Consider the following 15,335-nt stretch of genomic DNA (forward strand, 5'->3'; position numbering starts at 1 on the left):
TGTTCCGCTCAAACTTAGCTTTCGCCATCTATCGGTCACCCTGTCGGTCCAGCGCCGATACCGGCGCACGATAACTGGTCTGGCCCATGGTTCCGCGCCCGCTCCTGTTACCCCGGCAGGGCATGGAGCGGGTGACGGGAATCGAACCCGCACAACCAGCTTGGAAGGCTGGGGCTCTACCATTGAGCTACACCCGCACTGCACGGCATCCGAAACGTACGCCGCGCCGTGGCGCCTTACAACCGGGACTTAGCCCCGGCTGCATCGCGACGCCGGTCGCGAGCAGGCCGGTATGGAGGGGGTTGGATTCGAACCAACGTAGGCGTGCGCCAACGGATTTACAGTCCGTCCCCTTTAGCCACTCGGGCACCCCTCCGCGCTTTCCCCGGCCATCGGGAGCGCCGCGCTCTATCCCGTTTTCGTGGGGGCTGTCAACGCACCCTGAACGAACCGCGCGAAGAATCCGGCGTTCAACCGCTTGCGCCCGCGCCGCCGATCCGCAGGATGCCGCCATGTCACGCCCACCTCGCCGGCCCGCCGGCCCGCGCCCCCCGTCCCGCAGCCGCGCCGAAGGCCCGGCCCTCGCCCCGCATGCCCGCATGCCCTCTCCGGCCGGCGGCGAGCGACCCTCGCCGCGCGGCCCTCGCCCTGATCCCGCCGCCGCCGAGCGCCCCGGCACCCGCGAGCGCCCCGAGGCGGGCACGCACTGGCTCTATGGCCTGCATGCGGTGGCCGCCGCGCTGGGCAACCCGCGCCGCCGCCTGCGCCGGCTGCTGGTGACCACCGAGGCCGAGCAGGCGCTGCTGGCCCGGCGCCCGAAGCCGTGGCCGGTGCAGGCCGAGCGGGCGGAGCGCAACCGCTTCCAGACCTTTCTGCCCGAGGATGCCGTGCACCAGGGCGCCGCGCTGCTCTGCGAGCCGCTGCCACCCACGCCGCTGGAGGAGGCGCTGGCCCGCTCGCGCGGCCCGGTGCTGCTGCTGGACCAGGTGACCGACCCGCGCAACGTGGGCGCCATCCTGCGCTCCGCCGCCGCCTTTGGCGCCGCCGCGGTGGTGATGCAGGACCGCAACGCCCCGCCCGAGACAGCCGCGATGGCGCGGGCGGCCGCCGGCGCGTTGGAAGTTGTGCCGGTGGTGCGGGAGGTGAACCTGGCGCGCACCATCCAGATGCTGCAGCGCTCCGGCTACTGGGTGATGGGGCTGGCCGGCGAGGCCGCCGCCGAACTGGCCAAGGCCAAGCCGAAGAACCGGCCGGTCGCGCTGGTGCTCGGCGCCGAGGACAGCGGCCTGCGCCGCCTCCAGCGTGAGACATGCGACGAGCTTGTGCGGCTGCCGATTACCGGCGCCGTGGAAAGCCTCAACGTCTCGGTCGCGGCGGCGGTGGCGCTCTACGAGCTGGTCCGGGAGAAGTAACATAACGGGGAGGACACCCGGCTTCAGGGGCCGTTAAGACCTGCGCGCCATCCTGGCCGCGCCGCCACCAAGGCGGATCCGATGCCAGGATGGCCCAGCTTCAGGACTTCCTCCCCATGTCCAAACGGTCCACCCACTGGCACGACTTCTCCGAGCAGCAGCAGCTCGCCTTGTCGCAGGAGGCGCTGCGCCGCGCCGCCGAAACACTCGCCGGCCATGCCGAGCTGCTGGCGCGCGAAATGGAGGACGGTGCCCTGCTCGATCAGGGCGGCCCCGACGCCCTGCGCCTCTTCGCCGCGGTGGTGCGCGCCACCAGCGCCGACGCCTTCGGCCCCGTGCTCCGGGCCTGAGGCGCCGCCGCCATGCAAGAGGCCACCGAGATCCGCATCCTCACGCCCGCGCAGGAGCGCCTGGCGCGCGCCATGGCGCGGCAGCACGCGCTTGATGTCCGCTTCCGGCCGCTGGAAGAGTTCCTACCCGGCGAGGGCACGGGCTCCATCGTCGCCATTGCCCATGGCAGGGCCGCGGCGGCCTGGCTGCAAACCTTCTAGCCCAGCCGAACCGAACGGGAGAACAACACAGGCCCACTCACATCTGCAGCTTGCATGCCGCGGGTTGGCGTCCTACCGAAAGCCTGACAACAGGAGTGTCGGCCATGGACCCGATCACCGCCGCCAGAATGGCGCTGCCCCGCCACGCGCGCTCCACCTCCGGCCTGCGCTGAGCGCGGTCGCCTCCGATGGCAGGGATCCGCTGGCTGCTGCGCACCGCTTTCTGCGGCGCGTCGCTCGGGCTGCTCCTCTTCCTGGTGGCGCGGGTCATGGCGGGAAACGGCGGCAGCACGCCCTTGCCGCTCGGCGCGGCGCTCGACGACCTCGCGCTTCCCTCCCTCGCCCAAGCCGCCGGCCTGGGCGCGGGGGCGCTGGTGATGGCACGGCTGCTCCTGCGCCCGGTGCCTTTCTGGGCCCGTCGCGCCCTGGCGGGAGGGCTGGCGGTGGGGGCTGTCGCCATCCCCGCCTTTCATCAGTCCAGCCTTTTCGTGCTGCACCAGGTCTTCCACCTGGTGCCGGAGCGCGGCTTCCTTTTCGCGCCGCTGGCCGGCAGCGGCCTGCCGGCGCTCTACGGGCTGATGCTGGCCGGCGCCCTGGGCGGCGGCGTGCTGGCACTGGTGCTGCGGGCGGTTCACGCCCTGCCGGACCTGCTGACCGGCTTTCTCTTCGGCGCCCTGGGCCTGAGCCTGCTGAGTTTCCTGCCCCGCGTGCCGGGCTTCGGGGATCCCTGGTGGCAATGGCTCGTCATCAACGGCGGCTGGGGCTGGGGCACTGCCTTCCTGATGCGCCCCCTGGCCCTTCGCGGCGGCGGGAAGTGAAAAAGCCCCGGGGGAATGAGTTCCCCCAGACCTCCAGCCTTTTTCTTCGAGTTGCCGCCCGTGCAGCTGGCCGGCGCGGGGCCGGACCGACAGAAAAAGAAGGGGAGTGGAGAGGGAATTCATTCATCCCGCCCTTCGCGCCAGGGATTGAGTGCCGCCGGATGCGGACGCATCTCTTCCCCATGCCCGATTCCCTGCGCGTCCGCCCTGACCCGACCGATCCCCGCCTGACCCGCCGCCTGCGCGGGCTGGATCAGCATGGCGCGCAGGTCGAGGTCAGCGTCACCGTCGAGCGGCCGCTGACGCTTTACCTGAACGGCCAGGAGATCGTCACCATGATGACGATCGGCGACCGGCCGGAGGATCTGGCGCTGGGCTATCTTCTCAACCAGAACATGCTGCGCCCGGACGACACCGTCTCGGCCATCGACCACGACGAGGATCTCGGCGTCGTCGTGGTGCGCACGGAACGGCCGACCGATCACGAGGCCAGGCTGAAGAAGAAGACGCTCACTTCCGGCTGCGCCCAGGGCACCGCCTTTGGCGACCTGATGGAGAATTTCTCCCGCTCCCGCCTGCCGGCGGAGGCGGAGCTGCGGACGTCCTGGCTCTATGGCCTGCTGCGCGCCATCAACACCCTGCCGACGCTCTACCTGGAGGCCGGCGCCATCCATGGCTGCGCCCTCTGCCGGGAGGATGCGCCCATCGTCTACATGGAGGATGTCGGCCGCCACAACGCGGTGGACAAGATCGCCGGCTGGATGTTCCGCAACGGCGAGCCGGGCGCCGACAAGATCTTCTACACCACGGGCCGGCTCACCTCGGAAATGGTGATCAAGACGGTACGCATGGGCATTCCCATCCTGCTCTCGCGCTCCGGCTTCACCGCCTGGGGGGTGGAGCTGGCGCGCGAGGTGGGGCTGACGCTGGTCGGCCGCTGCAAGGGCAGCCGCTTCATCGCCCTGGCCGGCGAGCACCGCATCGTCTTCGACGCCGACCCGAAGCGGGACGGCGAGGAAAGCCCCCGCCACTGGCGCAAGAACAGCCGGGAGGCCGAGAACCATGATGCCTGACACCCTTGGCGTCGTCCTCGCCGGCGGCCTTGCCCGCCGCATGGGCGGCGGCGACAAGCCGCTGCGCCCGCTCGGCGGCCGGCCATTGCTGGGGCATGTGCTCGAACGGCTGCGCCCCCAGGTCGCCGCCCTGGTGCTGAACGCCAACGGCGATCCGGCGCGGTTCGCCGGCTGGAGCCTGCCCGTGGTGGCGGACGGCCTGCCGGATCACCCCGGGCCGCTCGCCGGCATCCTGGCCGCGCTGGACTGGGTGGCCGAACAGCGTCCGGAGCTTGCCTGGGTGGCCTCGGTGCCCGGCGACTCGCCCTTCATCCCCGCTGACCTGGTGGCGCGGCTGCACACCGCCCGCGCGGCGGCGGCGGTTCCGCTGGCCTGTGCCCGCTCGGGGGGCTGGGCGCATCCGCCGGTCGGCCTCTGGCCGGTGGCGCTGCGCGGCGAGCTTCGCGCCGCCCTGGAGGGCGGCGAGCGCAAGATCGACCGCTGGACCGCCCGGCTCGGCTGCGCCGAGGCGGAATGGCCGGCCTCGCCGATTGACCCCTTCTACAACGCCAACACGCCCGAGGACCTTGCCGTCGCCGAAGCCCTCTTGCAGCAGGGGGCGGCGCCGCCCATAGCTTCAGGCAAGCCATTCCGGGGAACGGAGCACCCGCCATGAAAGCCTTCATCACCGGCCTCGCCGCCGCCGCCGCGATCGCCGTCGTTGCCGCCCTGGTGCTGGAAGGCGAGGTGCAGCGCAGCGCCGCGGAAGCCTTCCACACCTCCGGCGTGCGGCTCTCGCCCACGACGCAGCCGGAGTAGCGGCGCCCGCGCCAGGGGCTGAGGGGCTCAGGGGAAGGAAGTCCCCTCCTGGAGCTTCAGCCTTCAGGTTCGTCGGCGTTTGGAAAGAAAAGCTGCTGCCCGTCGATCTTGTAGCCGGCGATGGCCTGCTGGCCGGGCTCCGAGATCAGCCAGTCGATGAAGTCCCGGCCTTCCTCGGCTTTCACCTGCGGATGCCGGGCCGGATTCACCAGCATCACGCCGTACTGGTTGAACAGCCGCTTGTCCCCCTCCGTCAGCACGGCGAGGTCCCGCCGGTTGCGGAAGCTGATCCAGGTGCCGCGGTCGGAGAGCAGGTAGGCATCGGCGGCGGCGGCGGTGTTCAGCGCCAGGCCCATGCCCTGGCCGATCTCGCGATACCAGTCTCCGCGCCCTTGCGCCGGGTCGATGCCCGCCATCTTCCACAGCCGCAGTTCCGCCGCATGGGTGCCCGAGCGGTCGCCGCGGCTGATGAAGGGTGTCTTCCTCTCCGCGATGCGCCGCAGCGCCCGCACGATATCGGAGCCGGCCGCCTTCACGCCGGCCGGGTCGTCCTTCGGGCCGACCAGCACGAAGTCGTTGTACATCACCGGGTGGCGGCTGGTCGCGAAGCCCTCGTCAAGGAACTTCCGCTCCGCCACGCGGTCATGCACGAAGACGACGTCGGCATCGCCCCGTCGCCCGACATCGAGCGCCTGCCCCGTGCCCAGCGCCACCACGCGCACATGAATGCCCGTCGCCCTGGTGAAGATCGGCAGGATATGCCCGAACAGCCCGGACTGCTCGGTGGAGGTGGTGGAAGCGACGGTGATGCTGGGTTCCTGCGCCGGCGCCGGCAGCGCCACCAGCAGGCCGAGCAACAAGGGAACAACCGCAAGGAAAGGACGTCGGCGCATGGCTCTGGTTCCGGGCTGGCATTGGTGCTTGGAGCAAGATGGCACGGCAAACGCCGCACCCAACCCCACTGCCCGGACTCCATAATGCACCACCTGCCGGATTCTGCCTCCGCATGCCAGATTTCCTGACGCTCAAGGAAGCGGCGCTTCTGCTCCGCCTCTCGGAACGCGCCCTTTATGATCTTGCCCGCCAGCGCCGCCTTCCGGCGGTGTTCCTGGCCGGCAAGTGGGTCTTTCCCCGCGCGCTGCTGCTGCGCTGGATGGCACGCGAGGCGGGTCCGCAGGCCACGCGGCTCGATCCGCCGCCGATCCTCGCGGGCAGCCATGATCCATTGCTCGACTGGGCCGTGCGGCAGTCCGGTTGCGGCCTGGCGATCGCCGGCGGCGGCAGCCTGTCAGGGCTGGAGGCGCTGGCGGAAGGCCGCGCCCTCGCCGCCGCCGTCCACCTGCCCGACCCCGACGGCGGCGCCTTCAACGAGGCCAGCGTGCGCGACCTGCTGCCCGATGCGCAGGCCGTCGGCCTGGTCTGGGCCTGGCGCGAGCAGGGGCTGATCCTCCCCGCCGGCAACCCGCGCGGCCTCACCGGCATCGCCGACCTGACCCGGCCCGAGATCCGCGTCATCGGCCGGCAGTCCCGCGCGGGCAGCCACCTGCTGCTGATGCACCTGCTGGCCGAGGCGGGCATCCGCCTGGAGACCATCCGCTTCGTGGCGCCGCCCGCCTTGGCGGAGGACGAGGTGGCCGCCGCCGTCGCCGAGGGCCGGGCCGAGGCCGGCTTCGGCATTCGCGCCGAGGCGATGGCGCGGGGCCTCTCCTTCCTGCCGCTGGTGCGCGAGCGCTTCGACCTGGTGGCCCGCGCGCAGGACTGGTTCAGCCCCCAGCTTCAGGCGCTGCTCACCTTTGCCCGAAGCGGCGGCTTCGCCGGCAGGGCCGAAAGGCTGACCGGGTACGACATCGGCACCACCGGCAGCGTCGCGTTCCGCGCCTGAGCGCCGGCGACGCGCCGCCCTGGCCTTCCGCCGTCATGTCTCCAGGGCGGCACGGATCGCGGCGCGCTCGGCCGCGAGGTCGCCACGCGCCACCGGCTGGCCGGCGCGGCGGTACCAGTAGGCGGCATTGCCTGCATCGCCTTCCCATCGGTGCAGGTGCGCATGGACCCAGTCGCAGGCCGCACTGCCCTCATGGGCCTGCACCACCTGATGCGCGGCCTCCCAGTCACCGCGCTCGGCCTGCGCCAGGGCCACCAGGGCTGTCTTCTTCGCGTCCATCGAGGTTCTCCCTGACTGATGCCGGGTCCGGGGGCCGCCTGGCCCCTGGCGGGGGAGCCCGAAAGGGCGGCGCCCCCTCGGCCTTCACCGTTCGCAGCGGATGAACACCGTTCCCCGGTTGGCGATCTCGCCCGCATCCGCCGCGCTCATCTCCTCGCCCCGGCTGGCTTCGGCCTGCGGCGCCAGCCCGGCGCGCTGCAGGAACGCCTGCGCCGCGTCGCCCTTCACCGCGAAGTTCACGTTCTGCGGGATGTCGCCGATGCGCTTCGCGATATTCTGCGCATGCAGCTTGCTGACCACCACGCCCACCACATGCCCGTGCAGGTCGAGCAGCGGCCCGCCGGAGTTCCCCGGCTGCACCTCGGCGCTGATCTGATAGTGGCTGGCATTGTTGCCGAGCCCGGCCAGCCCGTTCACCTCGCCGCGCGTCAGCTTGGGGTCGGAGGAGAGCAGCCCCGGCAGCGGGAAGCCGTAGGCGATCACACCCTCCCCTCGCCGCACCTCCGGCGCGCGGCGGAAGGGCAGCACCTCGCCGGGGTTGCCCGGCACCGCCAGCAGGGCGAGATCAAGCGCGGCGTCCACCTTGGCGGGCGGCACGGCCGGCAGCATCCGCCCGTCGGCGGTGCGGACGAAGATGCGGTCGCAGCCGCCGACGACGTGCTGGTTGGTCAACACCCGGTCCGTCCCCACCACGAAGCCCGTGCCGGAGGAGATTCGCGCGCGGGGATTCGGCGTGCCGGGCGCCGGCTGGCTGGGTGCCGCACGCAGGTCGGAGGCCTCCACCACCACGCGCGGCTGGGCGCAGATGTCACGGTCGCGCAGCACGGCCTCGCGCCGGTCGGCCATCACCATGCGGATGTCGAAGCGGCAGCCCGCCTGGGCGCGGGTGCGCAGGGTGAAGGCTTTTCCGGTCGGCATCGGGCGGGGCAGCGTGTTCTGCCCCCAGTTGGCGCGCCCGTCGCGCACGGCATGGAGGGCAACGGCGTCCTGGCCGGTGCGGTTGACGACCTGGATCTCGTGCTCCCCTGCCGGCGCCTGGGCAAAGGCGGCGGCCGGGGTGGCGAGAAGGGCGAGCAGCAGGGCGGCGCGGTGCATGGAGGAGATGTTCCGCGCCACGCGAGAAGCGTCAATCCACCCACTTGACCTTCCCATTGTGGGAATCCCCATCTTCGGCCCATGCCGGACCAGCATCCACCTTCCCAGACCCTTTCCCTGCCCGTCACGGGCATGACCTGCGCGAGCTGCGCCGGGCGCGTCGAGCGGGCCCTGAAGCGCGTTCCCGGCGTCACCGCCGCGCGTGTCAACCTGGCCAGCGAGCGCGTGGAGGCCGAGGGCACCGCCAGCCTGGCCGAGCTGGCGGCGGCGGTGGAGAAGGCCGGCTACGGCGTCGGCGAGATCACGCAGGACGTGGCCGTCGGCGGCATGACCTGCGCGAGCTGCGCCGGGCGCGTCGAGCAGGCCTTGCGCAAGGTGCCGGGCGTGCTGGAGGTCTCGGTCAACCTGGCCACCGAGCGGGCGCATCTGCGCACCCTGGCCGGGCTCGACCCCGCCCTGCTGGCGGCGGCGGTGGAGAAGGCCGGCTACAAGCCCCTCAGAACCGAGGCCGGGCCTGAGGAGACCGCCCAGCCGGCCCGCGCCCGGCGCGACGTGGCCGAGCTGGCGCTGGCCTTTGCCCTGGCCGCTCCCTTTCTCGTCGGCATGGCCGGGATGCTGTTTGGCCGGCACTGGATGCCGCCGGGCTGGATGCAGCTCCTGCTGGCGACGCCGCTGCAGTTCTGGCTGGGCTGGCGCTTCTACCGCGCCGGTTGGGCGGCGCTGAAGGCGCGCACCGGCAACATGGACCTGCTGGTCGCCATTGGCACCAGCGCCGCCTACGGCCTCTCGCTCGTGCAGCTCCTGCAGGGCGAGCCACACCTTTATTTCGAAGCCTCGGCGGTGGTCATCGCCTTCGTGCTGCTCGGCCGCTTCTTCGAGGCCCGCGCCAAGCGCGCCACCGGCGCCGCCATTGCCGAGCTGCTGGCGCTGCGCCCCCGCACCGCCCGTCGCCTCGGCGCCGATGGCCGCGAGGAGGAGGTGCCGATCGGTGCGCTGCATGCCGGCGACCGCGTGGTGGTCCGTCCCGGCGAGCGCATCCCCGCCGACGGCAGCGTCGAGGAGGGCGCCGCCGGCGTGGACGAGAGCGCCCTGACGGGCGAGAGCCGCCCCGTCGAGAAGAACCCCGGCGACCACGTCGCCACCGGCACCGTCGCGCTGGACGGCCGCCTGGTGCTGCGCGCCACCGCGGTGGGCGGCGACACCCGCCTCGCCCAGGTGGCCGCGCTGGTGCAGGCGGCGCAAGCCAGCCGCGCCCCGGTGCAGAAACTGGTGGACCGGGTGAGCGCCGTCTTCGTGCCGGCTGTGGTCGGCATCGCCGCCCTCACCTTCCTGGGCTGGCTGCTGGCCGGCGGCGGGGTGGCGCCGGCCATCCTGCACGCGGTGGCGGTGCTGGTCATCGCCTGCCCCTGCGCGCTCGGCCTCGCGACGCCGGCCGCCATCATGGCGGGCACCGGCGCGGCGGCCCGCGCCGGGATCCTGGTTCGCGACGCCGCCGCCATCGAACAGGCCGGACAGATCACTCTCGTCGCCTTCGACAAGACCGGCACCCTGACCGAGGGCCGGCCGCGCCTTGCCGTCCTGTACCCGGCGCCAGGCACCTCGCGGGAGGCGGCGCTGGCGGCGGCTGCCAGCCTGCAGGCCGGCAGCGAACACCCGCTGGCCCGCGCGGTGCTGGAGGCCGCCGGCGGGTACCCGCTGCCAGCCGAGGCCTTTCGCGCCCTGCCAGGGCGCGGCGTGGAAGGCGTGGTGGAGGACCGGCGCCTGGCGCTGGGCAGCCAGCGCCTGCTGGCGGAGAGCGGCGCCGGGCCTGGCGAGCTGGCCGCCGCCGCCCAGGCCGCCGCAGCCGAGGGACAGACCCTCTCCTGGCTGATCGACCCTGCCGGCCGGCGCGCCCTGGCGCTGTTCGCCTTCGCCGACATGCCGCGCGCCGGTGCCGCCGAGGCCGTGCAGGCGCTGGCGGCGCAGCATGTGCGCACGGCCATGGTGAGCGGCGACAGCCCGGCCGCGGCGCGGGCGGTGGCGCAGCAGCTTGGCATCGGCGCGGTGGCGGCCGAGGTGCTGCCGGAAGGCAAGGCGGAGCAGGTGGCCGCCTGGCAGCGGGGCGGCGCGCGCGTCGCCATGGTCGGGGACGGCGTGAACGACGCCGCCGCCCTCGCCACCGCCGATCTCGGCATCGCCATGGGCAGCGGCACGGATGCCGCCATCGCCGCCGCCCATGTCACGCTGCTGCGCTCCGATCCGCAACTGGTGCCCGCCACGCTGGCCATCACCCGCGCCACCCTGGCGAAGATCCGCCAGAACCTGGCCTGGGCCTTCGGCTTCAACACGCTGGGCATCCCGTTGGCGGCGCTTGGCTATCTCTCCCCGGCGCTGGCCGGCGCCGCAATGGCCTTCTCCTCGGTGGCGGTGCTGTCCAACGCGCTGCTGCTGACCCGCTGGAAGGCGCGGGCATGAACATCGGCGAGGCGGCGCGGCGTTCCGGCGTCAGCGCGAAGATGATCCGCCACTACGAGACGCAGGGGCTGGTGAGGCCGCAGCGGCTCGCCAACGGCTACCGCGACTATGCGGAGGCCGATCTCGCGGTGCTGCGTTTCATCCGCCATGCGCGGGCGCTGGCCTTTCCGCTGGAGGACGTGCGCAAGCTCCTGGCCCTCTGGGGCGACCGCAACCGCGCCAGCGCCGATGTGCGCCGCATCGCGCTGGCGCATGTGGCGGCGCTGGAAAGCAAGGCGCAGGCGATGCAGGCCATGGCCGCCAGCCTGCGCCACCTGGCGGCGCATTGCCACGGCGATGCCCGCCCCGATTGCCCGATCCTGGACGAGCTGGAGAAAAGCTCATGAGCGAGACCCACACCCTGAACGCGCAGGGCAAGACCGGGCGCGTCACCACCCGCCTGCCGCGCCAGCGCCTGACGGAACGGGTGACGGAGGAAGGCTACATCGTTGCGGCGTAGGCAAAGGCCGGAGGAATTCCTTCCACCGGCCTTTTTCCTGCGGCGCCTCCTGAAAACGACTCCTTCACCATTTCCCTGCCAGAAGGGAACCGCCAGCAGGAGGCAGGGCAAATGAGTGAGCTGTGGAAGGGTCCGGCAATGCCGGCAATGCCGGATGTGGTGCCGGGCGGGCCGCGCAGCGCATCGCCCCTGGCCGACTACAACCGGACGCGCTTCACCGGCTATGGCGGCACCGACGTCCACCGCGAGGTGGCGGAGCTGCCGCCCAGCCTCAACCCCATCGTCGCCCGCCTGCGCGCCGAGCTGGAGCGGCTGGCGGAGAGCCATGCCGACTTCTTCGCCCGTCACGCCGAAATGGACCCGCGCGCGCTGACCCGCACCAAGGAGGGCTGGTCGGTCGCCTGGCGTCGCTGGGCGCTCAACGACATCGCCGACAAGGCGGCGGATATGCGTGATATCTACGTGATCCACCGCGGCGACAGCTTCAGCCACCGCCTCTTCCTGGACCGCCAGGGCAAGCAGCTCCTCGCCGTTCAGCCGCAGGAGCCCTTTTCGGCCCTGCGCTACAAGCGGCTGACGGATGCGGCGGATCTCTGCGATCTCTACGGCCCCTTCGCCCGTCTTTCCGACAGCCCGCTCGGCTGAACCCGGCAGGGGTTTTCGCGGCGGCACACAGGGCTACTCTGCCCGCACGGCTCCGGGCGCCCGTCAGGGGCGCCGCCCGGGCCATGCCAGACGGAGGAACCCCAGGCCATGCTGCCGCTCGCCCGCTTCACCGTGCTCGACCTCACGCGGGTCCGCTCCGGCCCCACCGCTGTCCGCCAGCTCGCCGACTGGGGCGCCAACGTCATCAAGATCGAGGCGCCCGAGGAGATCGACACCGGCAAGGGCCTGGGCGGCGACACGCACGGCCCGGACTACCAGAACGTCCACCGCAACAAGCGCTCCATCACCCTGAACCTGAAGTCGCTCGACGGGCTGGCGGTGTTCAGGCGGCTGGTCGAGCAGGCCGACGTGGTGGTGGAGAACTACCGCCCCGACGTGAAAAGCCGCCTCGGCATCGACTACGAGTCGCTCGCCGCCATCAACCCGCGCATCGTCCTCGGCTCGATCTCCGGCTTCGGGCAGGACGGCCCCTACGCGAAGCGCCCGGGCTTCGACCAGATCGCCCAGGGCATGGGCGGGCTGATGAGCGTCACCGGCCTGCCGGGCCAGGGCCCGGTGCGCGCCGGCATCCCGGTGGCCGACCTCACCGCCGGCCTCTACACCGCCATCGGCATCCTGGTCGCGCTGCTGGAGCGCGAGCAGACCGGCAAGGGCCGCTGGGTGCACACCTCCCTGCTGGAGGCCATGGTCGCCATGATGGACTTCCAGGCGACCCGCTGGACCATGAAGGGCGAGGTGCCGAAGCAGGCCGGCAACGACCACCCCACCACCATCCCGACCGGCCTGTTCCGCACCAGCGACGGCGTCATCAACATCGCCGGCGGTGGCGGCGAGATGTGGCGGCGCATCGTCGCCGTGCTCGGCATCGAGCAGGAGGCGGCCGACCCTGAGCTCGCCACCGACGCGCTGCGCTCCAGGAACCGCGCCAGGACCAACGCCGTCCTCCAGGCCAGGCTGGAGACCGACACCGCGGCCAACTGGGTGGAGAAGTTCAACGCCGCCGGCGTGCCCTGCGGCCCGGTCTACAGCATGGACCAGGTCTTCGCCGACGCGCAGGTGCGGCATCTCGGCCTCGCCTGGCCGGTGCCGCATCCGCAGCTCGGCGAGATCACCCTGGTGCGGCCGCCGATGCAGCTCGAAGGCGTGGAACCGCCGCGGCGGCCGACGCCGGAGCGCGGCGAGCACACCACCTCCGTGCTGCGCGAGTTCGGCTTCGCACCCGAGGAAATCGATTCGCTCCGCGCCAGGAAGGCCATCTAGCCATGCGCATCACCGCCATCCGCGACGGCGTCGCGCCGATCAGCAGCGACATCGCCAACGCCTATATCGACTTCTCCAAGATGACGGCGAGCATCGTCGCCGTCACCGTGGAGGACGGCAACGGCCGCAGCGCCACCGGCTTCGGCTTCAACTCCAACGGCCGCTACGCGCAGCCCGGCCTGCTGAAGGAGCGCTTCATCCCGCGCCTGCTGGAGGCGCCGGAGGCCCTGCTCGCCACGCCCGAGGGCGGGCTGAACCCGGCCGGCGCCTGGTCCGCCATGATGCGCAACGAGAAGCCCGGCGGCCATGGCGAGCGCTCGGTCGCCGTCGGCGTGCTGGACATGGCGCTGTGGGACGCGGCGGCGAAGCTGGAGGGCGTGCCGCTCTGGAAGCTGCTGGCCGCGCGCTACCGCCAGGGCCAGGCGGACGAGAGCGCCTGGATCTACGCCGCCGGCGGCTACTACTATCCCGGCAAGGGCGTGGACCAGCTTGTCGAGGAAATGCAGCGCTACCTCGACATGGGCTATTCGGTGGTGAAGATGAAGATCGGCGGCGCTCCGGGCGTGCCGGTCAAGGAGGCGCTGCCGGGCGACCTCAAGCGCATCGAGGCGGTGCTCAAGCTGCTCGGCGGAGATGGTTCCCGGCTCTGCGTGGATGTCAACGGCCGCTTCGGCCTGCACGCCGCGCTGGCCTATGCCGCCGCCCTCGCGCCCTACCGCCTGCGCTGGTACGAGGAGCCGCTGGACCCGCTGGACTACAGCACTCACGCGGCGCTCGCCGAGCACTACAGCGGCCCGATCGCCACCGGCGAGAACCTCTTCTCCATGCAGGACGCGCGCAACCTGATCCGCCATGGCGGGCTGCGGCCGGACCGCGACATCCTGCAGTTCGACCCCGCCCTTTCCTATGGCCTGGTCGAGTATCTCCGCACGCTGGAGATGCTGGGCAGCCACGGCTGGTCGCCGCGCCGCTGCGTGCCGCATGGCGGCCACCAGTTCGCGCTGAATATCGCGGTCGGCCTCGGCCTCGGCGGCAACGAGAGCTATCCGGAGGTCTTCGCGCCCTTTGGCGGCTTCGCCGACGACACGCCGGTGCAGGACAGCCGCATCCGCATGCCCGACGCGCCGGGCATCGGCTTCGAACGCAAGGCGGCGCTCCACGCCGTGCTGAAAACGCTGCTGGACTGAAAAAGCCTGGGGGGAGTGAACTCCCCCCAGACCCCCCTTCTTCGGTCGGGTTCCGGTCCCGGCCGTGGCAACGGCCGCACTCGACCACTCCGGTGGTCGCGGTCGCCGGGGCTGCTCCAGCCCCGGCGCGAGCGCGTGCCGGAGGCGCGGCACGACGGACAGGAAAAAGAAGAAGGGGCCTGGGGAGAATTCATTCTCCCCCGGTTCCGTCCGCCGCCTTGGCGCCGTGGCGCGGTTCCGCCACAGTGGCGAAGGAGCGGGGCGCGCAAATCCCCGCCGGAGGAAGCGGAACCCGGATTGATGCTGCCTTTGTGGGCCAGCGCGCTCATTGCGACGCTGATCGTTCAGACTGTGAGTTCCTTCGCCTCCATCGCCATCCCGCTGCTGGGCCCGCCGCTGATGGCGCGTGCCGGCCTGCCGCCGGAAAGCATCGGCTTCGTTTCCGCCCTGCTGTCCGCCGGCATCTGCTGGTTCCTGGCCTGCGGCGGGCCGATGCTCGGCAATTTCGGCGCCATCCGCGCCCTGCAGATCGGGCTGGGCTGCATGGCGCTCGGCCTGTTCCTGCTCTCCCAGCCGCTTGGCCTGCTCAGCTTGCTGGGCGCGCTGGCCATCGGCTTCGGCACCGGGCCGAACACCCCCGCCGGCAGCCAGATCCTGATCCGTGCCGCGCCGCCGCGGCACCGCACGCTGATCTTTTCCATCAAGCAGGCCGGCGTGCCGCTGGGCGGCGCGCTGGCCGGGCTGACCATCGCCCCGCTGGTGGTCAGCCAGGGCCTCACAGCCACGCTTTGGAGCGTGGTCGGCATGGTGCTCGCCACCATCCTGGTCGCGCAGCCCTTCCGCCGCCTGCTGGACAGCGAGCGCGGCGCCGGCCGGCCGGGCTGGGGCCGCGCGCTCTTCGCCCCCGCCGCGCTGCTGCGCTCGGTGCGCATCCTGCGCACCCATCCCTCGCTGCCGCTGCTGACCGCGCTCGGCGCCTCCTTCTCGGTGATGCAGGCCTGCCTGATGGCCTTCATCGCCACCTACATGGTGGCGGCGCACGGCGCCTCGCTGGCCGAGGCCGGCCGCATCGTCGCGGTGATGCAGGGCGCCAGCATGGTGGGCCGGGTGGTGCTGGGCTGGGCCGCCGACCGCATGGGCAACGCGCTCCGCCATCTCGTCGTGCAGTCGGTCGTCTCGGCGCTGGCCGTGGCGCTGCTGCTCGCCGTCGGCGGCGCCGGGCCCTCGGCGCTCCCTTCCTGGGCCCTCTACTTCTGCGCCGCGCTGGTTGGGTTCACCGCCATCGGCTGGAACGGCGTGCACATCGCCGAGCTGGCGCGCGTCGCCCCCGCCGGGCTGGTCAGCGATGTCACCTCCGCCGC

At 72.1% G+C, this 15,335-nt stretch carries 16 protein-coding genes, 2 tRNA genes and 1 pseudogene; 14 read left to right on the forward strand and 5 right to left on the reverse strand.

Annotated features, from left to right (window positions below; translation table 11 throughout):
• Positions 1-123: 123 nt before the first annotated feature.
• Both E0493_RS12660 and E0493_RS12665 read right to left on the reverse strand, forming a co-directional pair.
• Positions 124-197: transfer RNA gene (locus tag E0493_RS12660), tRNA-Gly, on the reverse strand.
• A 96-nt stretch (positions 198-293) separates the two neighbouring features.
• Positions 294-376, reverse strand: a tRNA-Tyr gene (locus E0493_RS12665).
• Between the two features lie 136 nt (positions 377-512).
• Between E0493_RS12665 and rlmB the strand changes: the two genes are divergently transcribed.
• The 7 genes from rlmB to E0493_RS23120 all read left to right on the forward strand — a co-directional run bounded on the left by rlmB (position 513) and on the right by E0493_RS23120 (position 4,652).
• On the forward strand, positions 513-1,412 hold the full coding sequence (gene rlmB / locus E0493_RS12670) for a 23S rRNA (guanosine(2251)-2'-O)-methyltransferase RlmB (protein WP_160937318.1): 900 nt from the start codon (positions 513-515) through the stop codon (positions 1,410-1,412).
• Positions 1,413-1,528: 116 nt separating this feature from the next.
• Complete coding sequence (locus E0493_RS12675) at positions 1,529-1,762, forward strand: hypothetical protein (protein WP_160937319.1); 234 nt, start codon at positions 1,529-1,531, stop codon at positions 1,760-1,762.
• 12 nt (positions 1,763-1,774) lie between these two features.
• Positions 1,775-1,963, forward strand: coding sequence for a hypothetical protein (locus E0493_RS12680; RefSeq protein WP_160937320.1), 189 nt, complete (start codon positions 1,775-1,777; stop codon positions 1,961-1,963).
• A 188-nt stretch (positions 1,964-2,151) separates the two neighbouring features.
• Positions 2,152-2,781, forward strand: a complete 630-nt coding sequence (locus E0493_RS12685; protein ID WP_160937321.1) for a hypothetical protein — start codon at positions 2,152-2,154, stop codon at positions 2,779-2,781.
• 182 nt (positions 2,782-2,963) lie between these two features.
• Positions 2,964-3,854, forward strand: coding sequence for a formate dehydrogenase accessory sulfurtransferase FdhD (gene fdhD / locus E0493_RS12690; RefSeq protein WP_160937322.1), 891 nt, complete (start codon positions 2,964-2,966; stop codon positions 3,852-3,854).
• On the forward strand, positions 3,844-4,509 hold the full coding sequence (gene mobA / locus E0493_RS12695; protein ID WP_160937323.1) for a molybdenum cofactor guanylyltransferase MobA: 666 nt from the start codon (positions 3,844-3,846) through the stop codon (positions 4,507-4,509). Before fdhD ends, mobA begins: the two co-directional genes overlap by 11 nt.
• Positions 4,506-4,652: a hypothetical protein gene (locus tag E0493_RS23120; RefSeq protein WP_202397101.1), complete on the forward strand. Its 147-nt coding sequence runs from the start codon at positions 4,506-4,508 to the stop codon at positions 4,650-4,652. The genes mobA and E0493_RS23120 overlap by 4 nt, the downstream gene beginning before the upstream one ends.
• Positions 4,653-4,708: 56 nt before the next feature.
• Here the strand turns inward: E0493_RS23120 and E0493_RS12700 are convergent, their stop codons facing one another.
• Positions 4,709-5,545 carry an extracellular solute-binding protein gene (locus E0493_RS12700; RefSeq protein WP_160937324.1) on the reverse strand — a complete coding sequence of 279 codons (837 nt, stop codon included), beginning with the start codon at positions 5,543-5,545 and terminating at the stop codon, positions 4,709-4,711.
• Positions 5,546-5,658: 113 nt separating this feature from the next.
• Here E0493_RS12700 and E0493_RS12705 point away from each other — a divergent pair, with 113 nt between their 5' ends.
• Positions 5,659-6,534 carry a helix-turn-helix transcriptional regulator gene (locus tag E0493_RS12705; protein ID WP_160937325.1) on the forward strand — a complete coding sequence of 292 codons (876 nt, stop codon included), beginning with the start codon at positions 5,659-5,661 and terminating at the stop codon, positions 6,532-6,534.
• Between the two features lie 33 nt (positions 6,535-6,567).
• Here the strand turns inward: E0493_RS12705 and E0493_RS12710 are convergent, their stop codons facing one another.
• Positions 6,568-6,813 carry a hypothetical protein gene (locus E0493_RS12710; RefSeq protein ID WP_160937326.1) on the reverse strand — a complete coding sequence of 82 codons (246 nt, stop codon included), beginning with the start codon at positions 6,811-6,813 and terminating at the stop codon, positions 6,568-6,570.
• Between the two features lie 84 nt (positions 6,814-6,897).
• Positions 6,898-7,908, reverse strand: coding sequence for a trypsin-like peptidase domain-containing protein (locus E0493_RS12715; RefSeq protein WP_160937327.1), 1,011 nt, complete (start codon positions 7,906-7,908; stop codon positions 6,898-6,900).
• Between the two features lie 81 nt (positions 7,909-7,989).
• Here E0493_RS12715 and E0493_RS12720 point away from each other — a divergent pair, with 81 nt between their 5' ends.
• From E0493_RS12720 to E0493_RS23385, 6 genes and pseudogenes are all read left to right on the forward strand, one after another.
• A complete protein-coding gene (locus E0493_RS12720; protein WP_160937328.1) occupies positions 7,990-10,362 on the forward strand; it encodes a heavy metal translocating P-type ATPase in 2,373 nt (790 codons plus the stop codon).
• The gene (gene cueR, locus E0493_RS12725) at positions 10,359-10,748 is read left to right on the forward strand and encodes a Cu(I)-responsive transcriptional regulator (protein ID WP_160937329.1); all 390 of its coding nucleotides are present in this window, start codon (positions 10,359-10,361) and stop codon (positions 10,746-10,748) included. Before E0493_RS12720 ends, cueR begins: the two co-directional genes overlap by 4 nt.
• A 224-nt stretch (positions 10,749-10,972) precedes the next feature.
• The gene (locus E0493_RS12730; protein WP_160937330.1) at positions 10,973-11,506 is read left to right on the forward strand and encodes a hypothetical protein; all 534 of its coding nucleotides are present in this window, start codon (positions 10,973-10,975) and stop codon (positions 11,504-11,506) included.
• Between the two features lie 108 nt (positions 11,507-11,614).
• Positions 11,615-12,787: a CaiB/BaiF CoA transferase family protein gene (locus E0493_RS12735; RefSeq protein WP_160937331.1), complete on the forward strand. Its 1,173-nt coding sequence runs from the start codon at positions 11,615-11,617 to the stop codon at positions 12,785-12,787.
• A gap of 2 nt (positions 12,788-12,789) precedes the next feature.
• Positions 12,790-13,974, forward strand: coding sequence for an enolase C-terminal domain-like protein (locus E0493_RS12740; RefSeq protein WP_160937332.1), 1,185 nt, complete (start codon positions 12,790-12,792; stop codon positions 13,972-13,974).
• A gap of 300 nt (positions 13,975-14,274) precedes the next feature.
• Positions 14,275-15,255 (forward strand): annotated as a pseudogene (locus tag E0493_RS23385) (MFS transporter); the annotation flags it as partial.
• Positions 15,256-15,335: the final 80 nt, after the last annotated feature.

This window comes from Teichococcus coralli (genome assembly GCF_009829925.1).
GTDB lineage: Bacteria > Pseudomonadota > Alphaproteobacteria > Acetobacterales > Acetobacteraceae > Pseudoroseomonas > Pseudoroseomonas coralli.